The organism is Phenylobacterium haematophilum (assembly GCF_014196295.1).
Lineage (GTDB): Bacteria > Pseudomonadota > Alphaproteobacteria > Caulobacterales > Caulobacteraceae > Phenylobacterium > Phenylobacterium haematophilum.
Map to the genome: position 1 here is coordinate 38,311 of NZ_JACIDK010000002.1, position 20,608 is coordinate 58,918.

Here is a 20,608-nt window from a genome sequence, read left to right on the forward strand (position 1 = left end):
CCAAATCGGCCGGCGAGCGCGTACCAGGCCGCTTTAGCTCAGCTGGTAGAGCACCTCATTCGTAATGAGGGGGTCACAGGTTCGAGTCCTGTAAGCGGCACCACCTTCCCAGACATCGACGATCTGCCCGCGCAGCCCCGTGCCCGACCGAAGTCCCACGAAAAAGGGCGCGGCCGGAGCCGCGCCCTTCGATCGGCTGGTCGGGTTGCGCCCTTAGGTGTTCGGGGCCGGCGCCGGGGCGGCCGGGGTCGCCGGCTTGGCGACCGGCTTGGCCGGGTCGGGCTTGTACTTGTCGTTGTAGGTGATCTTGCCCTCGGCGCTCTTGCGGATGGACTCGATCTGGCGGCCGACGGCCTCCTGGGTGCGCATCTGCTTCAGGCCGGCGGTGGCGTAGTTGATCGCCCGCTCGCCGGTGAACGGCAGGGTGCGGCTCTCGCGGATCTGATTGACGAACACCGCGTTGCCGCGCGGGAAGACGAAGATCTCGCCCGCCGGCAGCTTCATCAGCGTCTCGGTCAGACCTTCCGGCGCGTTCAGGGTGTCGAGCACGGTGGTGGTGCGCTGGAAGTCGAGGTTCTCGCGGCCCAGCACGGCTTCCACCTGTTCGAGCGTGGTCAGCGGCTCGAACTGCTTCATCAGTTCGGGGCTGAACTTGCCGACCACGATCTGGTCGACGACCATCACGCGGCGGTCGGCGAACATGTGCGGGTGCTCGGCGACGAACTTTTCGGCGTCGACGCGCGAGGGGTTGGCCACGGTCGCAGCGACCTTGCGCTGCATCGCGCCGACCAGCATCGCTTCCTTGGCCTGCATTTCCTGCTGTGCGAAGGCCGGGGTCTTGTCGAGCTTCTCTTCCTTGGCGGCCTGGGCCAGCAGCTTGCGGGTGATGATCGACTGCAGCGCGGCCTGTTCCAACGCCTTGCGCTGGGTCGCGTCCGCGGCCGACGCGCCGCCGAGTTCCCGGTTAAGCTCGGTGACCGTAATCTCCTCGCCGTTCACCGTGGCGACGACCTGGCCCTTGGGGGCCTTGGAGCCGCCTCCAATCATGCCGCAGCCGCTCATGGCCACGCAGGCGAGCAGCGCTGCGCCATGAGTCCAGTTCAACTTCATCGGTTTCTCCCAGAGTAAGCCGCAAGGCCCCGCCGACCTGAGGCGCCACGTTTGCGGGCGCCGGTCAACCATGACTAGCCGCTGGCCCCTTTAACTCCGAAACATCTTAAGCTGTCACGAACAGCGATCTTCGGCGAGGCTGGAGCAGGATGCGACGAACCGCGCGTCCCGCCGCCGGACATCGCGCCGCGGATTCCTGCCGTTAGGTGTTGCAACTCAAGGCCGGACAAGGGAAAACCCGAGCCGCCCCGCGCGGTCCGCGCCGCTGCGGGCCCGCCGACGAGGTCCCCAGTCCCAGCCGATGAGCGACGAACCCAAGCGCCGCCCGATTCTGTCCCTGAAGAATCCTCCGAAGGTCGTCGTGCCCGAGGGGCCGAAGCGCCCTGCGCCGCCGCCGGCCCCGCCGCCTCCGCCGCAGTACGACTGGAAGTGCAAGCCTTGCGGGGCGGGGCTTTCGATCGAAGACAACCTGACCGACGAGGTCGTGATCCGCTGCCCGGCGTGCAACGCCAAGCTGGGCACGGTCGCCGACTTCCGCGCCGACCCGCCGCCGACCAAGCTGCGCGCCCGGCCGACCAAGCGCGCGGCGTCCTAAGGGCGTCAGGCGCCGATCACTTCGCTCATCACCGCACCGATCTCGTCGTGCAGGACGATGTCGGCGACCGGGTCCTGCTCGGTCGGCTCGCGGTTGACGATCGCCAGGGTCGCGCCGTTGCGCTTGGCCATCAGCGGGAAGCCGGCGGCCGGATAGACCACCAGCGACGAGCCAAGGACCAGGAACAGGTCGCAGCCGAGGGTATGCGCCTGCGCCTCATCCATCGGGCCCTGCGGCATCGACTGGCCGAATGAGATGGTCGCTGACTTCACCAGGCCGCCGCAGGCGCGGCAGATCGGGATTTCGCCGCGTTGCGTGAAACTTTCCCGAAATTCTTCGAACTCGTGTCGCAGGCCGCAAGCCAGACAGCGCGCATAGTGCGCATTGCCGTGCAACTCGATGACCTTGTCGTCCGGTACGCCCGATTCCTGGTGCAGGTTGTCGACGTTCTGGGTGATCACCGCGCTGGCCCTACCGTTGCGAACCAGTTTGGCGACAGCGGTATGACCGTCATTGGGCCGCGCGCCGGTCCATTTCGCGGCGCCTGAGAACACCCGGGTCCAGGCTTCGCGGCGGCGGCCCTCGTCGCCGACGAACTCCTGAAAGTAGATCGGCTTCATCTTGCTCCACACCCCACCAGGGCTGCGGAAATCGGGCACGCCGGACTCCGTGGAGATGCCGGCGCCGGTGAACACCACGATGCGCCGCGCCTTGGTGATCGCCTCGGCCAACTGCGCACGCCCGGCCATCTTGCTCCTCCTCGCCGCAATTGAGCGTCAGAAAGATGGGTAGCGTGTCGTGGCGCGCAACGCCATGGCGGTATGGCCGACAAATCTCAAGGTCATACCTGGCGTGAGAGCTAAGTAGCGCCGACTTAAAATGATAGATTGACTATCAATGTGTCGCAAGTGAGACGCCTGTAGACTTCATATGCGACAATCTGTCGGCTCAGCATTAATCGCCATTAACAATCTGGAAGCCTGTTTTATCTAACGAATGCTGTGATCTGTACCTTGGGGGCTCACAGTGAATTTCAGTAACGCGCGTATCTCGACGAAGTTGATCATGGCGTTCGCCGTGATCCTTTCGGTCTTCACACTGGCCTCAGCGGCCGTGTTCATGAGCCTCAGCGTCACCGTGAAGGCGGCCGAGCAGAACAATGTGAGCAACCTGAACATCCAGGACGTCACCGCGGTGCTTACCTACGCGGTCGAACAGCAGAACGCGGCGCGCGGATTCGCGGCGACGCGCAACGCCGACTTCCTGAAGACCTACGAATCCGACGGCGCGACGGCCGACAAGAGCCTTGAAGGCTTCGCCAGCCGCACGACGCGGCCGGAGCAGAAGGAGCGCGCCGCGCGTCTGAAGGCCGAACTCGACGCCTGGCGCGCCAAGAACGGTGAGATCATCACCCTGGCGCGGGATCCGGCCACCGAGTTCCAGGCGCTGGCGATGATCGACGACGTGCGCCTGACCAAGGTGCGCGAGGTGCAGGGCGAGATCCTGACGGCGCAACGCAAGCTGGTCGCTCAGCGCTGGCAGGAACAACAGGACGCCATCAGCCACGCGCGCATGACTCTCGTCGGCGGCAGCCTGCTGGCGATCCTGGCGGCGGCGGCCATGGCGTGGCTGCTGTCGCGGGCCATCGCTACGCCGGTCAACGCCATGACCCGCACGATGGACAGGCTGGCGGGCGGCGACAACACCGTCGACGTGCCGGCGGTCGGCCGCAAGGACGAGATCGGCCAGATGGCCAACGCCGTTCTGGCCTTCAAGGATGCGGCGATCGAGAAGCTGCGGCTCGAGGCCGAGGCCGCCGAACAGCGCGCCGCCGCCGAGGCCGAGCGCCAGGCCCGCGAGGCCGAGAAGGCCCGCGAAGCCGAGCAGGACGCCATCGCCATCGGCGCCCTGGGCGAGGCCATGGGCAAGCTCGCCCACGGCGACCTTACCCACCGCATCACCGTGGCCTTCGCGCCGAAGGCCGAGCAGCTGAAGACCGACTTCAACGCCGCCGTCGCCACCCTGCAGGACACCATGCGGGTGATCAGCGGCAACACCACCAGCATGCGCTCGGGCGCCGGCGAGATCAGTCAGGCGGCCGACGACCTGTCGCGCCGCACCGAGCAGCAGGCCGCCAGCCTGGAAGAAACCGCCGCGGCGCTCGACGAGATCACCGCGACGGTCCGAAAGACCGCCGAGGGCGCCAATCACGCCCGCGAAGTGGTCGAGACCGCTCGCACCGACGCCGAGCGCAGCGCCGCCGTCGTGCAGCGCGCGACCGCGGCGATGGGCGAGATCGAGGAGAGCTCCAAGCAGATCGGCCAGATCATCGGCGTCATCGACGAGATCGCCTTCCAGACCAACCTGCTGGCGCTCAACGCCGGCGTCGAAGCCGCCCGCGCCGGCGACGCCGGCAAGGGCTTCGCGGTTGTCGCCTCGGAAGTGCGGGCCTTGGCCCAGCGTTCGGCCGAAGCGGCCAAGGAGATCAAGACCCTGATCAACGCCTCGACCGCTCAGGTCGGCCAGGGCGTCGACCTGGTCGCCGAGACCGGCAAGGCCCTGCAGCGCATCGCCGCCCAGGTCGCCGAGATCAACGGTTCGGTGTCGGAGATCGCGGCCAGCGCCCAGGAGCAGGCCGTCGGCCTGCAGCAGGTCAACACCGCCGTTAATCAGATGGATCAGGTTACCCAGCAGAATGCGGCCATGGTCGAAGAGTCCACCGCCGCCAGCCATGCGCTCGCCAACGAGGCCGTCGAGCTCGCCCGCCTCATGGGCCAGTTCTCGATCGGCCAGGACCAAGGCCGCCCGATCGTCAGCAAGACCCCTGCACGGCGCGTCAGCAAGCCTGCCGCCACCCGGGGGTACAGCTCCGGCGCCGCCACCGCGGCGAAACTCGAGCCGGTCGGAGAAACCGACACTTGGGAGGAATTCTGATGGAAGCCCAAACACGCATCCCGTCGCCCGGCGCGGAGCTGATCTCGGTCCGCATCGCCGAGCAGGCCTATGCGATCGACATCATGGCAGTGCGCGAGATCCGCGGCTGGTCGGCGGCGACGCCGCTGCCGCACGCGCCGCCGCACGTGCTGGGGATGATGAACCTGCGCGGGGCGATTCTTCCGGTGATCGACCTGGGCGCGCGGCTCGGCCTCGGCCCGGCCAACCCCAGCGCCTCGTCGGTGGTGGTGGTGGCGCAGATCGGCGAAGCCCAGATGGGCCTCGTCGTCGACGCCGTGTCCGACATCCTGACCGTGACCGAGGGGCTGATTCAGCCGCCGCCGGAAGTCGGCAGCCCCGAATCCACCGCCTATGTCAGCGGCGTGATGACTACCGACACCGGCATCGTCTCGCTGCTTTCGCTTGATCACATCCTGCCGCCGGACATCGCCGCCGCGGCCTAACGACCGGTCCGTTCAAGGACCTGCGCAGTTCAGTCAGTTCGTGGGGAACTCAATGTTGGCTCGTCTCTCCATCGCATGGAAGCTCATGCTCGCGGCCGGTTGCGCGATCGGCGCGCTGCTGCTGCTGGCTGCGGCCCTGGTCGCCACCAACGCCAGCGGCATGGTCCGCGACCTGTCCAACGACAACGCGCAGGCTTTGGCCGGCAAGGCCGCCGCCGAGGTGGCCAGCGACATCGGCGAGATCCAGGGGCTGGGCCGTTCGATGGCCCAGACCCTCGGCGCGGCCCACGCCGCCGGCGTCCGCGACCGCAAGGTGCTGAGCGAGATGATCAAGCCGGCTGCCTCGGCCTCGCCGATGATCCTCGGCGCCTGGTTCATGGAAGTCCCGAATGCGCTGGACGGCCAGGACGAGGCGCACATGGGCCAGGTCGACACCGGCTCCAACAAGCTCGGCCAGTTCACGCCCTACTGGGTGAACAACAACGGTTCGCTGAGCCTGGAGCCGCTGGACACCGGCAGCGACTACGAACAGCCGTTCTATCAGACCAGCTTCCAGAGCCAGAAGGCCGCGATCGTCGAGCCGTATCCCTATGAGGTGGGCGGCAAGACCATCTCGATGACCTCGGTGACCTTCCCGGTCATGTCGAACGGCCAACTGATCGGCGTCGCCGGCATCGACCTGGCGCTGGACGACGTCTCCAAGCAGCTCGACGTGCTGCGCCCGTTCGGCGACGGCCGCGTGATGCTGGTTTCGCCGGCCGCCAACTGGGTCTCTCACCCGGACGCCAAGCTGCGCATGAAGCCCTATGCCGACACCGGCGTCGCCGAGTTGAAGGACGCGATGTCGAGCGGCAAGTCCGTGCTGCTCAGCGGCCTGGACCAGCCGGCCGGCAAGGTCGAGCGCCTGGTCACGCCGGCCCCGCTGCCGGGCCTGAACTCGACCTGGGCGGTGGTCATGGATGTGCCGACCGCGCACATCACCGGTCCGGCCCGCCAGCTGGCGATCTGGCTCGCGGTGGGCGGCGTCGTGATCCTGGCCCTGGTGCTCGGATCGCTGTTCGTCGCGGTCGGCAAGCTGGTGCGCCAGCCGCTGGCCGGCATCACCGCGGCGGTGGGCGAGCTCTCAGCCGGCCGCTATGACAAGCCGGTGGGCGGCGCCGACAAGCACGACGAAGTCGGCGAGATCGCCCGCGCGCTGGAAGGCTTCCGCCACGGCCTGGCCGAGAACCGCGCCCTGCGCGCCGGTCAGGAGGCGGCCAACGCCCAGGCCGAGTCCGAGCGCCGCCGCGCCGAGGCCGAACGCGCCGCCGTCGCCGAGCAGCAGAACGTGGTGGTCGGCGCCCTGGCGCGGGCGCTGGAGCGCTTGGCGCAAGGCGACCTCACCGCTCGCGTCGATGCCCAGGTGGCCCCGGAATACGAGGCCCTGAAACACGACTTCAACGTCGCCATGAGCCAGCTGCAGAACACCATGGGCGTGGTGGTCGGTGCGACCTCGAGCATGCGCTCGGGCGCAGACGAAATCAGCAAGGCGGCCGACGACCTGTCGCGCCGCACCGAGCAGCAGGCCGCCAGCCTGGAAGAGACCGCCGCGGCGCTCGACCAGATCACCGCGACGGTCCGAAAGACCGCCGAGGGCGCCAATCACGCGCAAGGCGTTGTCGCCACGGCCCGCTCGAACGCCGCCGAGAGCGCCAACGTCGTGCAGCGCGCGACCGCGGCGATGGGCGAGATCGAGGAGAGCTCCAAGCAGATCGGCCAGATCATCGGCGTCATCGACGAGATCGCCTTCCAGACCAACCTGCTGGCCCTGAACGCCGGCGTCGAAGCCGCCCGGGCCGGGGAAGCGGGCCGCGGCTTCGCGGTCGTGGCCTCGGAAGTGCGGGCCCTGGCCCAGCGCTCGGCCGAAGCGGCCAAGGAGATCAAAACCCTGATCAACGCCTCGTCGGCGCAGGTCGGCCAGGGCGTGAGCCTGGTGGCCGACACCGGCAAGGCGCTGCAGCTGATCGTCAGTCAGGTGGCCGAGATCAACGGCATCGTCACCGAGATCGCCGCCAGCGCCCAGGAGCAGGCGGTCGGCCTGCAGCAGGTCAACACCGCGGTCAACCAGATGGACCAGGTGACCCAGCAGAACGCGGCCATGGTCGAGGAATCGACCGCCGCCAGCCACTCGCTGGCCGGCGAAGCGGTCGAGCTCGCCCGCCTGATCGGTCAGTTCAAGACCGGCGAGCAAGGCGCCGCGGCCGCCGCGCCGCCGCCGGCTCCGCGCCAGCGCCCGGCCCCGCGCCTGGCCGTGGCCGGAGGCGGATCGCGCGCCGCCGCTCCGCCCGCCGAAGCGGGCTGGGAAGAGTTCTGATCAGGCGGTCGGCGGCGGGCCGAACACGGCGTACGCCGCCGGCTCGTCCAGGCCGTCGATCTCGAGCAGCTTGAGCCGCGCGCTTTCGCCTGAGACGATTCTCAGCGCCGATTTCGGGCGCTTCAGGGTCTTGGCCAGCAGGGCGACGACGGCGGCGTTGGCCGCGCCGTCGCTGGGCGGGGCCGATACTCGCACTCTCAGATAGGGGCGGCCCTCGGGATCGAGGGTCCAGCCGTCCACGCCGTCGCGGCCGCCCTTGGGCGTCACCCGCACGGCCAGGCGCATCGGCCTAGCCGAGGCCCATCAGCGCGCCGGCGGCGGCCGGCAGCAGATAGCGCTGGATGCCCGAGATCACCAGGATGGCGATCACCGGGCTGATGTCGACGCCGCCGAGCGAGGGGATGATCTTCTGGAACGGGGCCAGCACCGGCCGCGTCACCGCATCGAGGAACCGCGCGACGTTGTAGACGAACTGGTTGCGCAGGTTGATCACGTCGAAGGCGACCAGCCAGGACAGTATCGCGTTCGCGATGAGCGCGAACACCAGCAGACCGAGGATCGCGTTGAGGATGTAGAAGATAAAGCCGACCAGCGGGGCCATCAGAAAATCCGAGTGGAATGGGCCTCCTGTATCGGCTGGCGCGGCGGCGCTGGCAAGTCGTGACGCCGCAACCTCGATCACCCGCTTGACAGACCCCGCCTTCGCCTCCTAAGTCCGCGCCTCCTGGGGCCGTAGCTCAGTTGGTAGAGCGCCTCGTTCGCAATGAGGAGGTCAGGGGTTCGACTCCCCTCGGCTCCACCAATTCCTCTCGGAATTGGTCGAACCTCAGGAAATCTTGGACAGTCAGATCTTTGTGCCGAGGCCGTCCTCGGTCAGGACGCCGTCGAAGTGCTCTTCGCTGGCTTCGGCTTCGGCCTTGGTGGCGCGCACGATCCCGTCGCGGTGCTCGGGCGGGCTGTAGAGGGTGTAGAGCCGCAGGGCCTTGTCGCCGGTGTTGATGACGTTGTGGCGGGCGCCGGCCGGGACGATGATCGCGAAGTCGGCCTTCACCTTGGTCTTCACTCCGTCGATCAAGACCTCGCCCTTGCCTTTCTCGATGCGGAAGAACTGGTCGTGGGTGTCGTGCACCTCCTCGCCGATCTCTTCGCCCGGCTTCAGGGACATCAGGACCAGCTGCAGGTGCTTGCCCGTGTAGAGCACGCGGCGGAAGTCCTTGTTGCTCTCGGTCAGCTCCTCGATGTCGTCGACAAAGCCCTTCATGGCGCGTCCTTTCCTGATGCTGCTTGGCGTCCAGCCTGACCCTGCGGGACGGCGCGGACCTTGATGCAAATCAAGACCGCGCCGGTGACCGCCCGATGACGGTCAAGCCTGAGCGACCGTAACAGGAATTTTCAGGAACACGTTCCCCGCCAGGCTGGCGGGCGGCAGGGCGCCGGCGCGGATGTTCACCTGCAGCGAGGGCAGGATCAGGGTCGGGGCGGCCAGGGTCGCGTCGCGGCTCTCGCGCATGGCGACGAACTCGCCTTCGTTCACGCCGTCACGGACGTGGACGTTGCCGGCCCGCTGCGCCGCCACGGTGGTCTCCCAGGCGAAGGTTTCGCGTCCGGCCGGCAGGTAGTCGTGGCCGACGAAAATCCGGGTGTCGCTCGGCAGGGCGAGGATCTTGCGGGTCGAGCGATAGAGCGTGGCCGCATCGCCCCCAGGAAAGTCGGCCCGTGCGGTGCCGTAATCGGGCATGAACAGGGTGTCGCCCACGAAGGCGGCGTCGCCGATCAGATAGGTGACGCAGGCCGGGGTGTGGCCCGGCGTGTGCAGCACGCCGATCTCGAGCGCGCCCAGCGGCAGGACGTCGCCCTCGTCGAGCAGGCGGTCGAACACCCGGCCGTCGTCGGCCACGTCGTCGGCCTCGAAGCGCGGAATGAAAGTCTTCTGCACCTCGGTGATGCGTGCTCCGATCACCACCGCCGCGCCGGTCCGGCGGCGGATATAGTCGGCCGCCGAGAGGTGGTCGGCGTGGGCGTGGGTCTCCAGCACATAGGCCAGGGTCAGGCCCTGCTCGCGAACCGCGGCCAGAACCGCGTCGGCCGAGCCGGTCGAGAGGCGGGCGGCCTTGGGCTCGAAATCGAGCACCGGGTCGATCACCGCCGCCACCCGGGTCGCCGGGTCGCTGACCAGGTGGGTCGCGGTCGAGGTGGCCTTGTCGAAGAATGTCTGTACGTGTGGGGTCATGGTCGGAGCCTCCTTCGGCGTCGGTCAACATATAAGAACTTGCTAAATTAGAAACAACTCATATATTCCGGCCATGTTCGATCTCGCGAACTTCGACATCACCCGTTTCGAGTCCAGCGCCGGGGAAGCCGCAAAGCTTCTACGGGCGCTCGGCAATGAGCGGCGGTTGATGATCCTGTGCCAGTTGACCGAAGGCGAGCGATCGGTGGGCGAACTGCTGCCCCTGGTCGGTCTCTCGCAATCGGCGCTTTCGCAGCACCTGGCGGTGCTGCGCGAGGAAGCCGTCGTGGCCACGCGCCGCGAAGGCCAGACTATCTGGTACCGGATCGCCGACCCCGCCGCGATGAAGGTGGTGGCGACGCTCGCGGAGATCTTCTGTCCTCCAGACATGAAGAAGGCCGATGACCGTTCCGACTCAACTGAACCCCAAGGATGTCGCTGACCTGTTGGCTCAAGGCCGGGCGGTGCTGTTCGACGTCCGCGACCCGGACGAATTCGCCCGCCGTCACGTGAAGGGCGCGCGACTGCGCCCGCTGGCCAGCCTTGGCGCCGCGCCCCTCGACATTCCTCCGGGCGCGATGCCGATCTTCACCTGCCGCTCGGGAATGCGGACGGCCGCCAACTGCGCCCAGCTGGCCGCCGCCAGCGGCGGCGAGGCCATCGTGCTGGCCGGCGGCGTCGACGGCTGGGCGGCCGCGGGGCTGCCCCTGGTCGAAGACCGCAAGGCGCCGCTGGAGATGATGCGACAGGTGCAGATCGCCGCCGGGGGCCTGGTGCTGATCGGCGTCGGTCTGGGCCTGCTGGTCCATCCGGGCTTCTTCGGCCTGGCGGCCTTCGTCGGCGCGGGCCTGACTTTCGCCGGCGCCACCGGCTTCTGCGGCATGGCGCGGCTGCTGGCCCTGGCCCCCTGGAACCGTCCCGCGAGGAGCTAAATCATGGACCCCCTGGTCGTTAGCCTGGCGCTCGCGGCGGCGGGCGGCGCGCTGATCGGCCTGCTGCTGTCGGTGTTCGGCGGCGGCGGCTCGGTGCTGGCCACGCCGCTGCTGCTCTATGTGGTCGGTGTGCGCGATCCCCATGTGGCGATCGGCACCTCGGCGGCCGCCGTGGCTGTCAACGCCCTGGTCGGACTCGGCGCCCAGGCCAAGGCCGGTCGCGTAAAGTGGCCCTGCGCCCTGGTGTTCGGCGGTGCGGGCCTGGCCGGCTCGCTGGTCGGGGCGCACCTGGCCAAGATGATCGACGGCGGCCAACTGATCCTGTGGTTCGCCGGGGCCATGGCGCTGGTCGGCCTGTCGATGCTGGCCCCCAAGAAGGACGAGGGTGATCCCGGCGTGCGGCTCGATGCGGCGCTAACTCGCAAGCTCGCGCCGCTGGGTCTTCTGGTCGGCGCGGCGGCCGGGTTCTTCGGGATCGGCGGCGGCTTCCTGATCGTGCCCGGGCTGATGGCCGCCACGGGCATGACCCTGGCCAACGCCGCGGCCAGTTCGTTGGTCTCGGTGGTGCTGTTCGGCGCGGCCACCAGCGCCAGCTACGCGATCTCGGGCTTGGTCGACTGGCCGGTGTTCGCGGCCCTGGTCGCCGGGGGCGGTGTCGGCGCGCTGGCTGGCGGGCCGCTGGCCGCCCGGCTTGCGGGCCACGCAGCGAGCGCCCGCCGAGCGTTCGCGCTGATGGTGCTGGCGACCGCGGCGTATGTCGTCTGGCGGACGCTCGGCTAGGACGCCGCGCGCAGCGGCGGGGCTGTGAAGGACGGCGAGACGTTTGGGAACTTGAGGCTGGTCTCGCCGACTGGATGCTTGAGGTTCAGCTTTGGGAACAGCAGCTCGGCGACCCGATAAGCTTCCTCCAGGTGCGGATAGCCCGAGGCGATCACGGTATCGACGCCGAGCTGCGCATATTCCTCCAGCCGCTCGGCGACGGTGTCGGGGTCGCCGACTAGCGCGGTGCCGGCCCCGGTGCGCACCAGTCCTATGCCGGCCCAGAGGTTGGGGCTGACCTCGAGATTGGCGCGGCTGCCGTTGTGCAGGGCGCTCATCCGCGACTGGCCGACTGAGTCCGAGCCCTTGGCCATCGCCCTTTGGAAGGCTTCGATGGCGTCGTCGGTGACGTACTTGATCAGCTCGTTGGCGGCGTCCCAGGCCTGGGCCTCGGTTTCGCGGACGATGACGTGCAGCCGAATGCCGAAGCGGATCGTGCGGCCCCGCTTGGCGGCGCGTTCGCGCACGTCGTCGATGACCTCCTTGAGCTGGGCCGGCGGCTCGCCCCAGGCCAGGTAGACGTCGACGTGTTGGGCGGCGATCTCGCGGGCGATGTCCGAGGAGCCGCCGAACCAGATCGGGGCGTGCGGCTCCTGCACGAACGGGAACAGCAGCCGGCCCTTGTCGATCGACAGGTGCTTGCCCTGGTGTGTGACGGTCTCGCCGTTGGCCAGCCGCCGCCAGATGTTGAGGAACTCCTCGGTCTGCACGTAGCGTTCGTGGTGGTCGAGGAAGAGGCCGTCGGCGGCCAGGGCCTGGGGGCTGCCGCCGGTGACGATGTTGACCAGGGCGCGGCCGCCGGTGAGGCGGTCGAGGGCGGCGGCCTGCCGCACGGCTTCCGACGGATGGATCAGGCCTGGTCGCGCGGCGACCAGCAGGCGCAGGCGCTCGGTGAACGGGGCGATCGAAGCCGCGGTGATCCAGGCGTCGGTGCAGTGGGCGCCGGTCGGCAGCAGCACGCCGGAATAGCCGAGCCGATCGGCGGCGATCGCGATCTCGCGCAGGTAGCGCGGGGTCGGGGCGCGGTCGGTCTCCGGGTGGCTCAGATAGGCGTTGTCGCCCGCCGACGGGATGAACCAGAGAAAGTCGAGCGGGGTCTTGGACATGGGCTTCTCCTGTGCGCCAGCCATGGCGCGGCCCATATTCCTATCGGTGCGGTGGGATTAATCGCACTACGAGAAATCCTCATGCGAAACCCCAGGATTCCCAACAATAGCGGGGCCGAAAGCCGCCTTAGAAAAACTGTGGCGACCTATCTCCCATTTCATCCATAGGAATAAGGGGTGACGTCCGTCCTCCCCTTCTGACGTCGCACCGATCGCGGAGCGTGGGCCTGGCCGTCGGGCCCACGCGACGCATCCCGACCGCCGGCGCGCAAGCGCCCAATATGACGCCGAACGGCGTCTCGACACCTGTTTCATCATCTGGAGGCAGGGGCGCGGGTGCGCGCCTCCGCGGGGATAGCTGTGCCTGAAGTGAACTTGCAATCGAAACTGATCCTGTCGGCCGCGACCGTCGCGATCCTGATCGGCGCGCCGCCGTCAGCCTTCGCAGACGACGCCGACGCGTTCGTCGAGGAGGTGGTGGTCACCGTCCGCCGCCGTGCAGAGAAACTGCAGGACGTGCCGATCACCGTCTCGGCCGTGAGCGGCCAAACCCTGGCCGCAGAGCGACTGGACCGGGTCGCCGACTACGCCGCCAAGATCTCCAACTTCAACGCCTTGCAGCAGAACACGCGGGTCTCGACCCTGACGATCCGGGGGGTCGGCGGCAACGCCAACAGCGACGGGTCGGAAGCCGGGGTCGGCCTGATCGTCGACAACGTGTTCTTCACTCACCCGGGCTTTTCGTGGCTGGACTTCGTGGACCTTGAGAGCGTCGAGCTGGCGCGCGGTCCGCAGGGCACGCTGCTGGGCAAGAACACCACGCTTGGCGCTCTGGTCGTCACCACCAGGAAGCCGTCGTTCACGCCCGAGGCCCAGGTCAGCGGTACGATCGCCAACAACGAGCGCTATCAGCTGCGCGCCAACGTGTCCGGGCCGCTGGTCGGCGACAAGCTGGCCGGGCGGCTGACCTTTTACCGCGACGTGGGCGGCGGCTACATCACCAACAAGTTCGACGGCGAGGATTATCTCGGCAACGACCGCTGGGCGCTGCGCGGCCAGCTGCTGTTCGAGGGCGAGAGCTTCTCCAACCGGCTGATCGCCGAGCACTACGAGACCAAGGAATACAATAACTTCTATCCGCCGGCCGGGGACCCGACGACCTTCGTCAACGGCGCCCCGCGCAACGGCTGGGAGCGCAAGCTGCGCACCGCCTTCGGCTATGTCCCGAGCTACGAGGTCTATGACAACGCCGACCTGGACACCCAGGAGAAGATCGTCTCGCGCACCGACGGGGTCTCCAACCAGTTCGACTGGCGGCTCGGCGGTCACACCCTGACCTCGGTCACCGCCTGGCGGCGCCTGTACTTCCGGCCCAAGAACGACAGCGACCTGACGCCGTTCTCGATCTTCCGGGCCGGCTATGACGTCGATGTCGACCAGTACTCCCAGGAGCTGCGGCTGGCCTCGCCGACCGACGGAGCGTTCGACTACCAGGCCGGCGTCTACCTGCTGAAGCAGGACGTCACCAGCAACTACCGGACCCTGTTCTACGACGACGCCAGCGCCTTCCTGCTGGGTCCCACGGTTCCCGGTTTCGTGCTGAACGGGCTGGAGACCCAGCAGATCGGCAAGGCGCAGACCAAGAGCGCGGCGGTGTTCGGCCAGGGGACCTATCGGCTGAGCGACCGCGCCAGCCTGACCGCCGGCCTGCGCTACACCTACGAGGAGCGCGAGGCCTCGAACCAGGGCCTGGCGTTCGGAGGGACCCCGCTGACCGGGGCGCTGGCCGCCCTTGCGCCGTACCGCGCGGCGGTCGCGGGCGCGCCGTTCCTGGTCGAGGGCCAGAAGGACTCCGGCTCGTTCTCGTGGCTGATCAACCCGTCGTACAAGCTGAGCGACGACATCCTGGCCTATGCCAGCGTCAGCTATGGCGAGAAGTCCGGCGCGGCCAATCTCGGCGCGCGGCCGGGCGATCCGATCATCATCTCGCCGGAGAAGTCGATCGACTACGAGCTGGGTCTGAAAACCACCTGGCTCGGCGGCCGCGCAATCCTCAACGGCAACCTCTACTGGAACGACATCACCGACTATCAGGCGACCCTGACCAGCCAGGTCGGAACCACCGCCCGCTCCTACCTGTCGAATGTCGGCAAGGTGCGGCTGCGCGGGGTCGAGGTCGAGGCCCAGGCGCAGTTGACGCAGGCCTGGCGGGTGTCGGCCAGCGCCGCGTTCAGCGACGCGCGCTATGAGTCCTACGTGGGCGCCCCGGTTCCGGTGGAGTACGGCTATGCCGGCGGGCCGGCCTTCGTCGACCTGTCCGACACCCGCGTGCCATTCGCGCCGAAGTTCACCGGCCAGGTCAGCCTCAACTACGAGGCCCCGCTGACCGGCGACCTGGTGCTGTTCGCCTACGCCAACCAGACCTGGCGCAGCTCGACGTTCCAGCACTCGCTGTCGCAGTACGGCCGCCAGGACGCCTATGGCCTGACCCACGCCGGGATCGGGCTGAAGGACGCCGCCGGCCGCTGGTCGGGCAATATCTGGGCGAAGAACCTGTTCGACCAGGAGTACGCGGCCGCCTTCGGCGCCGCCTCGGCCAACACCCCCTACATCGCCATCCTCGGTGAGCCGCGCACCTTCGGCCTCACCGTGACCGGCCGCTACTGAGAGGAGGGCGCGCGATGATCGCTCCGGTCCGTCTTCCCGCCTGGCGGCTGGCGGTGTTCGCCGCACTGGCGATCCCGCTCGCCGGCGCGGGCCTGCCGCTGGCGGTCTATCTGCCGCCCTACTATGCACAGGAGCTGGGCCTGGGGCTTGGCGCGGTCGGCTTGATCTTCATGCTCAGCCGGGTCTGGGACGCGGCGACCGATCCGCTGGTCGGGGTGCTGTCGGATCGCACCCGCAGCCGGTTCGGGCGGCGCAAGCCGTGGATCGCGGCCGGCGCGCCGCTGTTCACGCTGTCGACGGCGGCGATCTTTGCGCCGGGCCTGTTCGGGGTGGAGAGACCCGGCGCGGCCTGGCTCAGCGTCTGGCTGGCGGTGTTCTACGTCGGCTGGACGATGATCCAGATCCCGGTCTCGGCCTGGGCCGGGCAGCTGGCGGCGCAGTATCACGAGCGCAGCCGGGTGCAGACCTACTTCCAGGTGGCGACGGCCGGCGGGCTGCTGCTCGTGCTGGTCCTGCCGGCGGTGCTTGACCAGCTCGGCGCCCGCGCCGGTCTGCCCGCCGATCCGGGGCTGAAGGTCGCGGCGATGGGCGGGTTCATCCTGGCCACCTTTGTCCCCACGCTGATCGCCGCCCTGGCGCTGGTGAAGGAGCCGCCGGCCCCGCCGCCGAGCTCCGTGCGCTCCACCCTGCGCCGTGATCTGGCGTTGGCCGCGCGCGATCCGCTGCTTCGCAAGGTGCTGACCTCGGACTTTGCGGTCACGCTCGGCCAGCTGATCCGCTCGTCGCTCTTCGTGTTCTTCGTCTCAGCCTATATGGGCCGCCCGGATCTGGCGGCGGGTCTCTTCCTGCTGCAGTTCGTGTTCGGGGTGTTCGCCGGGCCGATTTGGCTGCGGATCGGCTACCGGCTCGGCAAGCATCGCGCGGCGATCGCCGGCGAGCTGGTGCAGGTGGCGATCAACCTCGCCCTGCTGTTCATCGTCCCCAGCGCGCTGCCGTTGCTGGTCGGCCTGACCATCGCCCAGGGCCTGGCCCAGGGCTCGGGCAACCTGATGCTGCGCTCGATGGTCGCCGACATCGCCGACAAGCAGCGGCTGGAGAGCGGCGAGGACCGCATCGGCCTGCTGTTCTCGATCTTCAGCCTGACCGGCAAGGCCGCCACCGCCGTCGCGGTGGGCGTGGCCCTGCCGCTGGTCGGGCTGCTGGGCTTCAAGCCCGGCGCGGCGAATTCCGCCGAGGCTTTGCTGGCGCTCAAGCTCGTCTTCGCCCTGGGCCCCGCCCTCGCCCACCTGGCCTCCGCCTGGCTGATCTCGGGGTTCAGCCTCGACGCCGCCAGCCACGCCGACATCCGCCGTCAACTGGACAGCCGCGACGCCGCGGCCGTCCCCGCCGAATGACCTTTCGCTCGACCCTTGAGGAGACCTTTCCGATGAGCAACCACGAACTCGACATCCGCCCCGTGGCCGGCCGTATCGGCGCCGAAGTCGCCGGCGTCACGCTGTCGGCCGACCTGTCCGACGCCACGGTCGCGGCGATCGACGAGGCCCTGCACAGGTACAAGGTGCTGTTTTTCCGCGACCAGGGACACTTGGACGACGCCTCGCAGGAGGCCTTCGCCGCGCGCCTCGGCGAACCGGTCGCTCACCCGACCGTGCCGGTCGCCAACGGCAGCAGCTACCTGCTGGAGCTCGACTCCCATCGTGGCGGCCGAGCCAACGCCTGGCACACCGACGTGACCTTCGTGCCGGCCTATCCGAAGGCCTCGATCCTGCGCGCGGTGGTTTCGACCGCCTCGGGCGGCGACACGGTGTGGGCCAACACGGCCGAGGCCTACGCCCGCCTGCCCGATCACCTGCGCGAGCTGGCCGACAAGCTCTGGGCGCTGCACACCAACGCCTACGACTATGCGGCGGCCAAGCCCGCCGCGACCCGCGACCAGATCGAACGCCACCGCAACGTCTTCGCCTCGACCGTCTACGAGACCGAGCACCCGGTCGTGCGCGTGCATCCGGTGACCGGCGAGCGGACCCTGGTGCTGGGGCAATTCGTGAAGTCGCTGGCGGGGCTGTCGAGCGCCGACTCGCGGCGGATCTACGACACCCTGCAGGAGCATGTGACCCGGCTGGAGAACACGGTCCGCTGGCGCTGGCGGGCAGGCGACGTGGCGATCTGGGACAATCGGGCGACCCAGCACTATGCGGTCGACGACTATGGCGACCAGCACCGAGTGATGCGCCGCGTCACCCTTAACGGCGACGTCCCGATCTCGGTCGATGGGCGTCCGAGCCGGGCAGTCTCGCCGCTGCCGGCGGCGGCGATCGCGGCGGAGTAGTTCGCAGCGTCCCGGACTTCGGCCCGGAAGGCCGAAGTCCGAGCGCCGTGATCAGTAGCGGTAGTGGTCCGGCTTGAACGGGCCGGCTTGCGGCACGCCGATATAGTCGGCCTGGTCTTTGGAGAGGGTCGTCAGCTTCGCGCCCAGCTTTTCCAGGTGCAGGAAGGCGACCTTCTCGTCGAGGTGCTTGGGCAGGGTGTAGACCTTGGTCTCGTACTTTGACTTGTTGGTCCACAGCTCGATCTGGGCCAGGGTCTGGTTGGTGAACGAGGCCGACATCACGAAGCTCGGGTGGCCAGTGGCGTTGCCCAGGTTCACCAGGCGGCCTTCCGACAGCACGATGATCTTCTTGCCGTCCGGGAACTCGACGTGGTGGACCTGCGGCTTGATCTCGTCCCACTTGAAGTTGCGCAGGCCGGCGATCTGAATTTCGGAATCGAAGTGGCCGATGTTGCAGACGATGGCGTTGTTGCGCATCCGGCGCATGTGGTCGACCGTCAGGACGTCCTTGTTGCCGGTGGCGGTGACGAAGATGTCGGCCTTGTCGGCGACGTCTTCCATTGTCTGGACTTCGTAGCCTTCCATCGCCGCCTGCAGGGCGCAGATCGGGTCGATCTCGGTGACGATGACGCGCGCGCCGCCGTTGCGCAGCGAGGCGGCCGAGCCCTTGCCCACGTCGCCGTAGCCAAGCACGACCGCGACCTTGCCCGACAGCATGACGTCGGTCCCGCGGCGGATGGCGTCGACCAGGCTTTCACGGCAGCCGTACAGGTTGTCGAACTTGGACTTGGTGACGCTGTCGTTGACGTTGATGGCGGGGAACGGCAGCTCGCCGCGCTCGGCCATCTGGTACAGGCGGTGCACGCCCGTGGTGGTTTCTTCCGACACGCCGCCGATGGCGTCGCGGATGGCCGAATAGAAGCCCGGCTTTTCCTTCAGGTAGCGCTTCATCACGGCATAGAGCGCTTCTTCTTCCTCGTTCTGCGGGTTGTTCAGGACCGAGGGATCCTTCTCGGCCTTTGGGCCGAGCACGCAGAGCAGGGTGGCGTCGCCGCCGTCGTCGAGGATCAGGTTCGGGTAGCCGCCGTCAGCCCATTCAAAGATGCGGTGCGCGTATTCCCAGTACTCGACCAGGTTCTCGCCCTTGATCGCGAAGACCGGCGTGCCGTTGGCGGCGATGGCCGCGGCGGCGTGGTCCTGGGTGGAGAAGATGTTGCACGAGGCCCAGCGGACTTCGGCGCCGAGGGCTTCCAGGGTCTGGATCAGCACCGCGGTCTGGATTGTCATGTGCAGGGAGCCGGCGATGCGGGCGCCCTTCAGCGGCTGGTCCTTGCCGAACTCGGCGCGCACAGCCATCAGGCCCGGCATCTCGGTTTCGGCGATGGCGATTTCCTTGCGACCGAAATCGGCCAGGGTGATGTCTTTCACGACATAGTCGGTCATCGGGCGGTCCTGTCGGAGAGTGTGATTGTCGGCTCTATAGCCGTCGGCCGCCCCATCGGCAAGAAATCACATAAAGAAATCTTTATATGTTCCAGAAGACCGGGCTGCGCGCGAGCCGGTCAACGGCCTTGACGGCGCCCTTGACGGTCTTGGGTTTGGCGCCCTCGCGGGCGGCCAGCAAGGCGCGGGCGGCGGCGAGGGCGGCGCCCTTGAGGCGAAGACGGGTGACCAGCTCGGCGGCGACGGCGGCGTCGTTCAGGGCGCCGAGTTCTTCCTGCAGCTGCTTGACCGACTTGATGAATGGCTTGGCGTCGGCGTCGAACAGCGGGGCGAAGGCTTCGGCCGCATAGCGCAGCTTCTTGGCGGCGATGCGGGCCTCGTGGCGGGCCGCGTCGTCGGCGCCCTTCAGGTCGGCGGCGAACTTCAACAGCCGCTTGCGCCGACGCTGGAGCGCCTTGGCGGCGAAGCGGGCGGCGCCCATGTCGCGATGCTTGGCGTGGGCCTTGCCGCCCATCGACAGCCAGGCGCCGGTCTCGACCCACGCGGTGGTGTCGAGCACCAACTCGCGGAAGCGACCAGAGGCGACGGCTGCACAGGCCTTGGCGTGGGCGCGGGCCCGGGCGGCCTCGACCACCGGGGCCAGGGCCGACAGGTCGAGGGTCGGGTCGACCAGCGCCGCGGCGCTCTCGGCGAAGACGTCGAGGTCGCGGGCCTCGTCGCAGGCCCCGGCCAGCCACTTGAGTTCGGTCTTGATCGCCTCGGCGTGATCGTCGTCGGCGACGTCGGAGAAGGTGGAGACGGCGCTGCGCAGTCGGCGGACGGCGACGCGCAGCTGGTGGACCGCCTCGACGCTGTCGGCTTCGCGCAGAACCGCGCCGTTGGCGGCGATCTGCACCAGGGCGTTGCGGGCGATGGCCTGGAAGGCGCCGGCGGCGCTGAGGCCGCGAGCCAGCGGCGCCTTGTCGTGACGGCGCGGCGAACGGTCTGAGCCGTCGATCAGCCCCTGGCCCTGGGTGGCCTTGCCGTCGAAGGACAGATAGAGCGGCGCGGTCTTCGAAAGCTGCCGGGCGAGCTCAAACATCGGACGACAGTCGCCGCCCTTGAGTTCGAGTTCCACCTCGCTAATGCGGCGGGCGCGTTCTCCGGCCTGCACCTCGCCCTCGTCGACGGCCAGTTCGATCGACGAGCCGCCGAAATCGAAGGTCCGCTGGCGGCGGATCACCCGGACGGTGAAGATCGGCGACAGCGTCTTGCGCTTGGCCGGCGGCAGAGCGTCCTTCAGCGCAGGGAAGCTGAGATCGAGGCCGTCGGTGGCGATCTCCTGTTCGTGCTCTTCGCGGGCGAATCCGTCGCCGCGCTTGAGCGTCTGCACCCGCTTGCCGCCGCCCTCGCGTATGCGCAGCGAAATCCGCGCCTTGCGCAGATCGCCCTGCGGCGTGTCGTAATAGGTGGAAACCAGCGCCTTTTCATGGGTTTCGCCGGGGGGCGCGGCCGCGAGCACGACGGGAAGGTCGGCCGGCTCGCAGAGGAATTTCAACTCGATCTCGTCTTCACCCGCGCTCATGCGCTACACGCTCCCGACCCCGCGCGGTTCGCCGTCCTGCTCGCAGGCGGCCGACATCGGCG

The 20,608-nt window shown here is 68.4% G+C and carries 19 protein-coding genes and 2 tRNA genes; 12 read left to right on the top strand and 9 right to left on the bottom strand.

The window, feature by feature from the left end; genetic code table 11:
* The first annotated feature begins 27 nt into the window (after nucleotides 1–27).
* Nucleotides 28–103 (top strand) — tRNA-Thr (locus GGQ61_RS05995).
* 110 nt (nucleotides 104–213) lie between these two features.
* Here GGQ61_RS05995 and GGQ61_RS06000 read toward each other — a convergent pair.
* Nucleotides 214–1,110, bottom strand: coding sequence for a SurA N-terminal domain-containing protein (locus GGQ61_RS06000; protein WP_183770691.1), 897 nt, complete (start codon nucleotides 1,108–1,110; stop codon nucleotides 214–216).
* Nucleotides 1,111–1,411: 301 nt separating this feature from the next.
* Between GGQ61_RS06000 and GGQ61_RS06005 the strand changes: the two genes are divergently transcribed.
* Nucleotides 1,412–1,705, top strand: coding sequence for a hypothetical protein (locus GGQ61_RS06005; protein ID WP_183770693.1), 294 nt, complete (start codon nucleotides 1,412–1,414; stop codon nucleotides 1,703–1,705).
* 5 nt (nucleotides 1,706–1,710) lie between these two features.
* Here the strand turns inward: GGQ61_RS06005 and GGQ61_RS06010 are convergent, their stop codons facing one another.
* Complete coding sequence (locus GGQ61_RS06010) at nucleotides 1,711–2,454, bottom strand: SIR2 family NAD-dependent protein deacylase (RefSeq protein WP_183770695.1); 744 nt, start codon at nucleotides 2,452–2,454, stop codon at nucleotides 1,711–1,713.
* A gap of 277 nt (nucleotides 2,455–2,731) precedes the next feature.
* Between GGQ61_RS06010 and GGQ61_RS06015 the strand changes: the two genes are divergently transcribed.
* Genes GGQ61_RS06015 through GGQ61_RS06025 form a run of 3 tightly spaced genes read left to right on the top strand, consistent with a single transcriptional unit; the run spans nucleotide 2,732 to nucleotide 7,456 of the window.
* Nucleotides 2,732–4,639, top strand: coding sequence for a methyl-accepting chemotaxis protein (locus GGQ61_RS06015; RefSeq protein ID WP_183770697.1), 1,908 nt, complete (start codon nucleotides 2,732–2,734; stop codon nucleotides 4,637–4,639).
* Nucleotides 4,639–5,103 (top strand): chemotaxis protein CheW, encoded by a 465-nt coding sequence (locus GGQ61_RS06020; RefSeq protein ID WP_183770699.1) that lies wholly within the window; start codon nucleotides 4,639–4,641, stop codon nucleotides 5,101–5,103. Before GGQ61_RS06015 ends, GGQ61_RS06020 begins: the two co-directional genes overlap by 1 nt.
* 52 nt (nucleotides 5,104–5,155) lie before the next feature.
* Nucleotides 5,156–7,456, top strand: coding sequence for a methyl-accepting chemotaxis protein (locus GGQ61_RS06025; RefSeq protein WP_183770701.1), 2,301 nt, complete (start codon nucleotides 5,156–5,158; stop codon nucleotides 7,454–7,456).
* Here GGQ61_RS06025 and GGQ61_RS06030 read toward each other — a convergent pair whose 3' ends face one another.
* Both GGQ61_RS06030 and GGQ61_RS06035 read right to left on the bottom strand, forming a co-directional pair.
* Nucleotides 7,457–7,741 (bottom strand): DUF167 family protein, encoded by a 285-nt coding sequence (locus tag GGQ61_RS06030; RefSeq protein ID WP_183770703.1) that lies wholly within the window; start codon nucleotides 7,739–7,741, stop codon nucleotides 7,457–7,459.
* Between the two features lie 4 nt (nucleotides 7,742–7,745).
* Entirely contained in the window at nucleotides 7,746–8,057 is a 312-nt protein-coding gene (locus GGQ61_RS06035) for a YggT family protein (RefSeq protein WP_183770705.1), read from the bottom strand.
* Nucleotides 8,058–8,182: 125 nt separating this feature from the next.
* On the opposite strand from GGQ61_RS06035, the gene GGQ61_RS06040 reads away from it, so the two are divergent.
* Nucleotides 8,183–8,258, top strand: a tRNA-Ala gene (locus GGQ61_RS06040).
* A 42-nt stretch (nucleotides 8,259–8,300) separates the two neighbouring features.
* Here the strand turns inward: GGQ61_RS06040 and GGQ61_RS06045 are convergent.
* Nucleotides 8,301–8,717 (bottom strand): cupin domain-containing protein, encoded by a 417-nt coding sequence (locus tag GGQ61_RS06045; RefSeq protein ID WP_183770707.1) that lies wholly within the window; start codon nucleotides 8,715–8,717, stop codon nucleotides 8,301–8,303.
* Between the two features lie 102 nt (nucleotides 8,718–8,819).
* Nucleotides 8,820–9,686, bottom strand: coding sequence for an MBL fold metallo-hydrolase (locus GGQ61_RS06050; protein WP_183770709.1), 867 nt, complete (start codon nucleotides 9,684–9,686; stop codon nucleotides 8,820–8,822).
* Nucleotides 9,687–9,759: 73 nt separating this feature from the next.
* On the opposite strand from GGQ61_RS06050, the gene GGQ61_RS06055 reads away from it, so the two are divergent.
* Genes GGQ61_RS06055 through GGQ61_RS06065 form a run of 3 tightly spaced genes read left to right on the top strand, consistent with a single transcriptional unit; the run spans nucleotide 9,760 to nucleotide 11,398 of the window.
* Nucleotides 9,760–10,128 (top strand): ArsR/SmtB family transcription factor, encoded by a 369-nt coding sequence (locus GGQ61_RS06055; RefSeq protein ID WP_183770711.1) that lies wholly within the window; start codon nucleotides 9,760–9,762, stop codon nucleotides 10,126–10,128.
* Complete coding sequence (locus GGQ61_RS06060) at nucleotides 10,088–10,618, top strand: rhodanese family protein (RefSeq protein ID WP_183770713.1); 531 nt, start codon at nucleotides 10,088–10,090, stop codon at nucleotides 10,616–10,618. The genes GGQ61_RS06055 and GGQ61_RS06060 overlap by 41 nt, the downstream gene beginning before the upstream one ends.
* 12 nt (nucleotides 10,619–10,630) lie before the next feature.
* Nucleotides 10,631–11,398, top strand: a complete 768-nt coding sequence (locus tag GGQ61_RS06065) for a sulfite exporter TauE/SafE family protein (RefSeq protein WP_425500999.1) — start codon at nucleotides 10,631–10,633, stop codon at nucleotides 11,396–11,398.
* On the opposite strand, the gene ssuD is transcribed toward GGQ61_RS06065, so the two are convergent.
* On the bottom strand, nucleotides 11,395–12,543 hold the full coding sequence (ssuD, locus tag GGQ61_RS06070) for an FMNH2-dependent alkanesulfonate monooxygenase (RefSeq protein WP_183770717.1): 1,149 nt from the start codon (nucleotides 12,541–12,543) through the stop codon (nucleotides 11,395–11,397). The genes GGQ61_RS06065 and ssuD overlap by 4 nt on opposite strands.
* A 375-nt stretch (nucleotides 12,544–12,918) precedes the next feature.
* On the opposite strand from ssuD, the gene GGQ61_RS06075 reads away from it, so the two are divergent.
* Genes GGQ61_RS06075 through GGQ61_RS06085 form a run of 3 tightly spaced genes read left to right on the top strand, consistent with a single transcriptional unit; the run spans nucleotide 12,919 to nucleotide 17,539 of the window.
* A complete protein-coding gene (locus tag GGQ61_RS06075) occupies nucleotides 12,919–15,210 on the top strand; it encodes a TonB-dependent receptor (RefSeq protein ID WP_183770719.1) in 2,292 nt (763 codons plus the stop codon).
* Nucleotides 15,211–15,224: 14 nt separating this feature from the next.
* A complete protein-coding gene (locus GGQ61_RS06080) occupies nucleotides 15,225–16,604 on the top strand; it encodes an MFS transporter (protein WP_183770721.1) in 1,380 nt (459 codons plus the stop codon).
* 32 nt (nucleotides 16,605–16,636) lie between these two features.
* Entirely contained in the window at nucleotides 16,637–17,539 is a 903-nt protein-coding gene (locus GGQ61_RS06085) for a TauD/TfdA dioxygenase family protein (protein WP_183770723.1), read from the top strand.
* Between the two features lie 51 nt (nucleotides 17,540–17,590).
* On the opposite strand, the gene ahcY is transcribed toward GGQ61_RS06085, so the two are convergent.
* Together ahcY and GGQ61_RS06095 are read right to left on the bottom strand one after the other, a co-directional pair.
* On the bottom strand, nucleotides 17,591–18,982 hold the full coding sequence (gene ahcY, locus GGQ61_RS06090; RefSeq protein WP_183770725.1) for an adenosylhomocysteinase: 1,392 nt from the start codon (nucleotides 18,980–18,982) through the stop codon (nucleotides 17,591–17,593).
* A gap of 82 nt (nucleotides 18,983–19,064) precedes the next feature.
* Complete coding sequence (locus tag GGQ61_RS06095) at nucleotides 19,065–20,546, bottom strand: CYTH and CHAD domain-containing protein (RefSeq protein WP_183770727.1); 1,482 nt, start codon at nucleotides 20,544–20,546, stop codon at nucleotides 19,065–19,067.
* Nucleotides 20,547–20,608 lie beyond the last annotated feature (62 nt).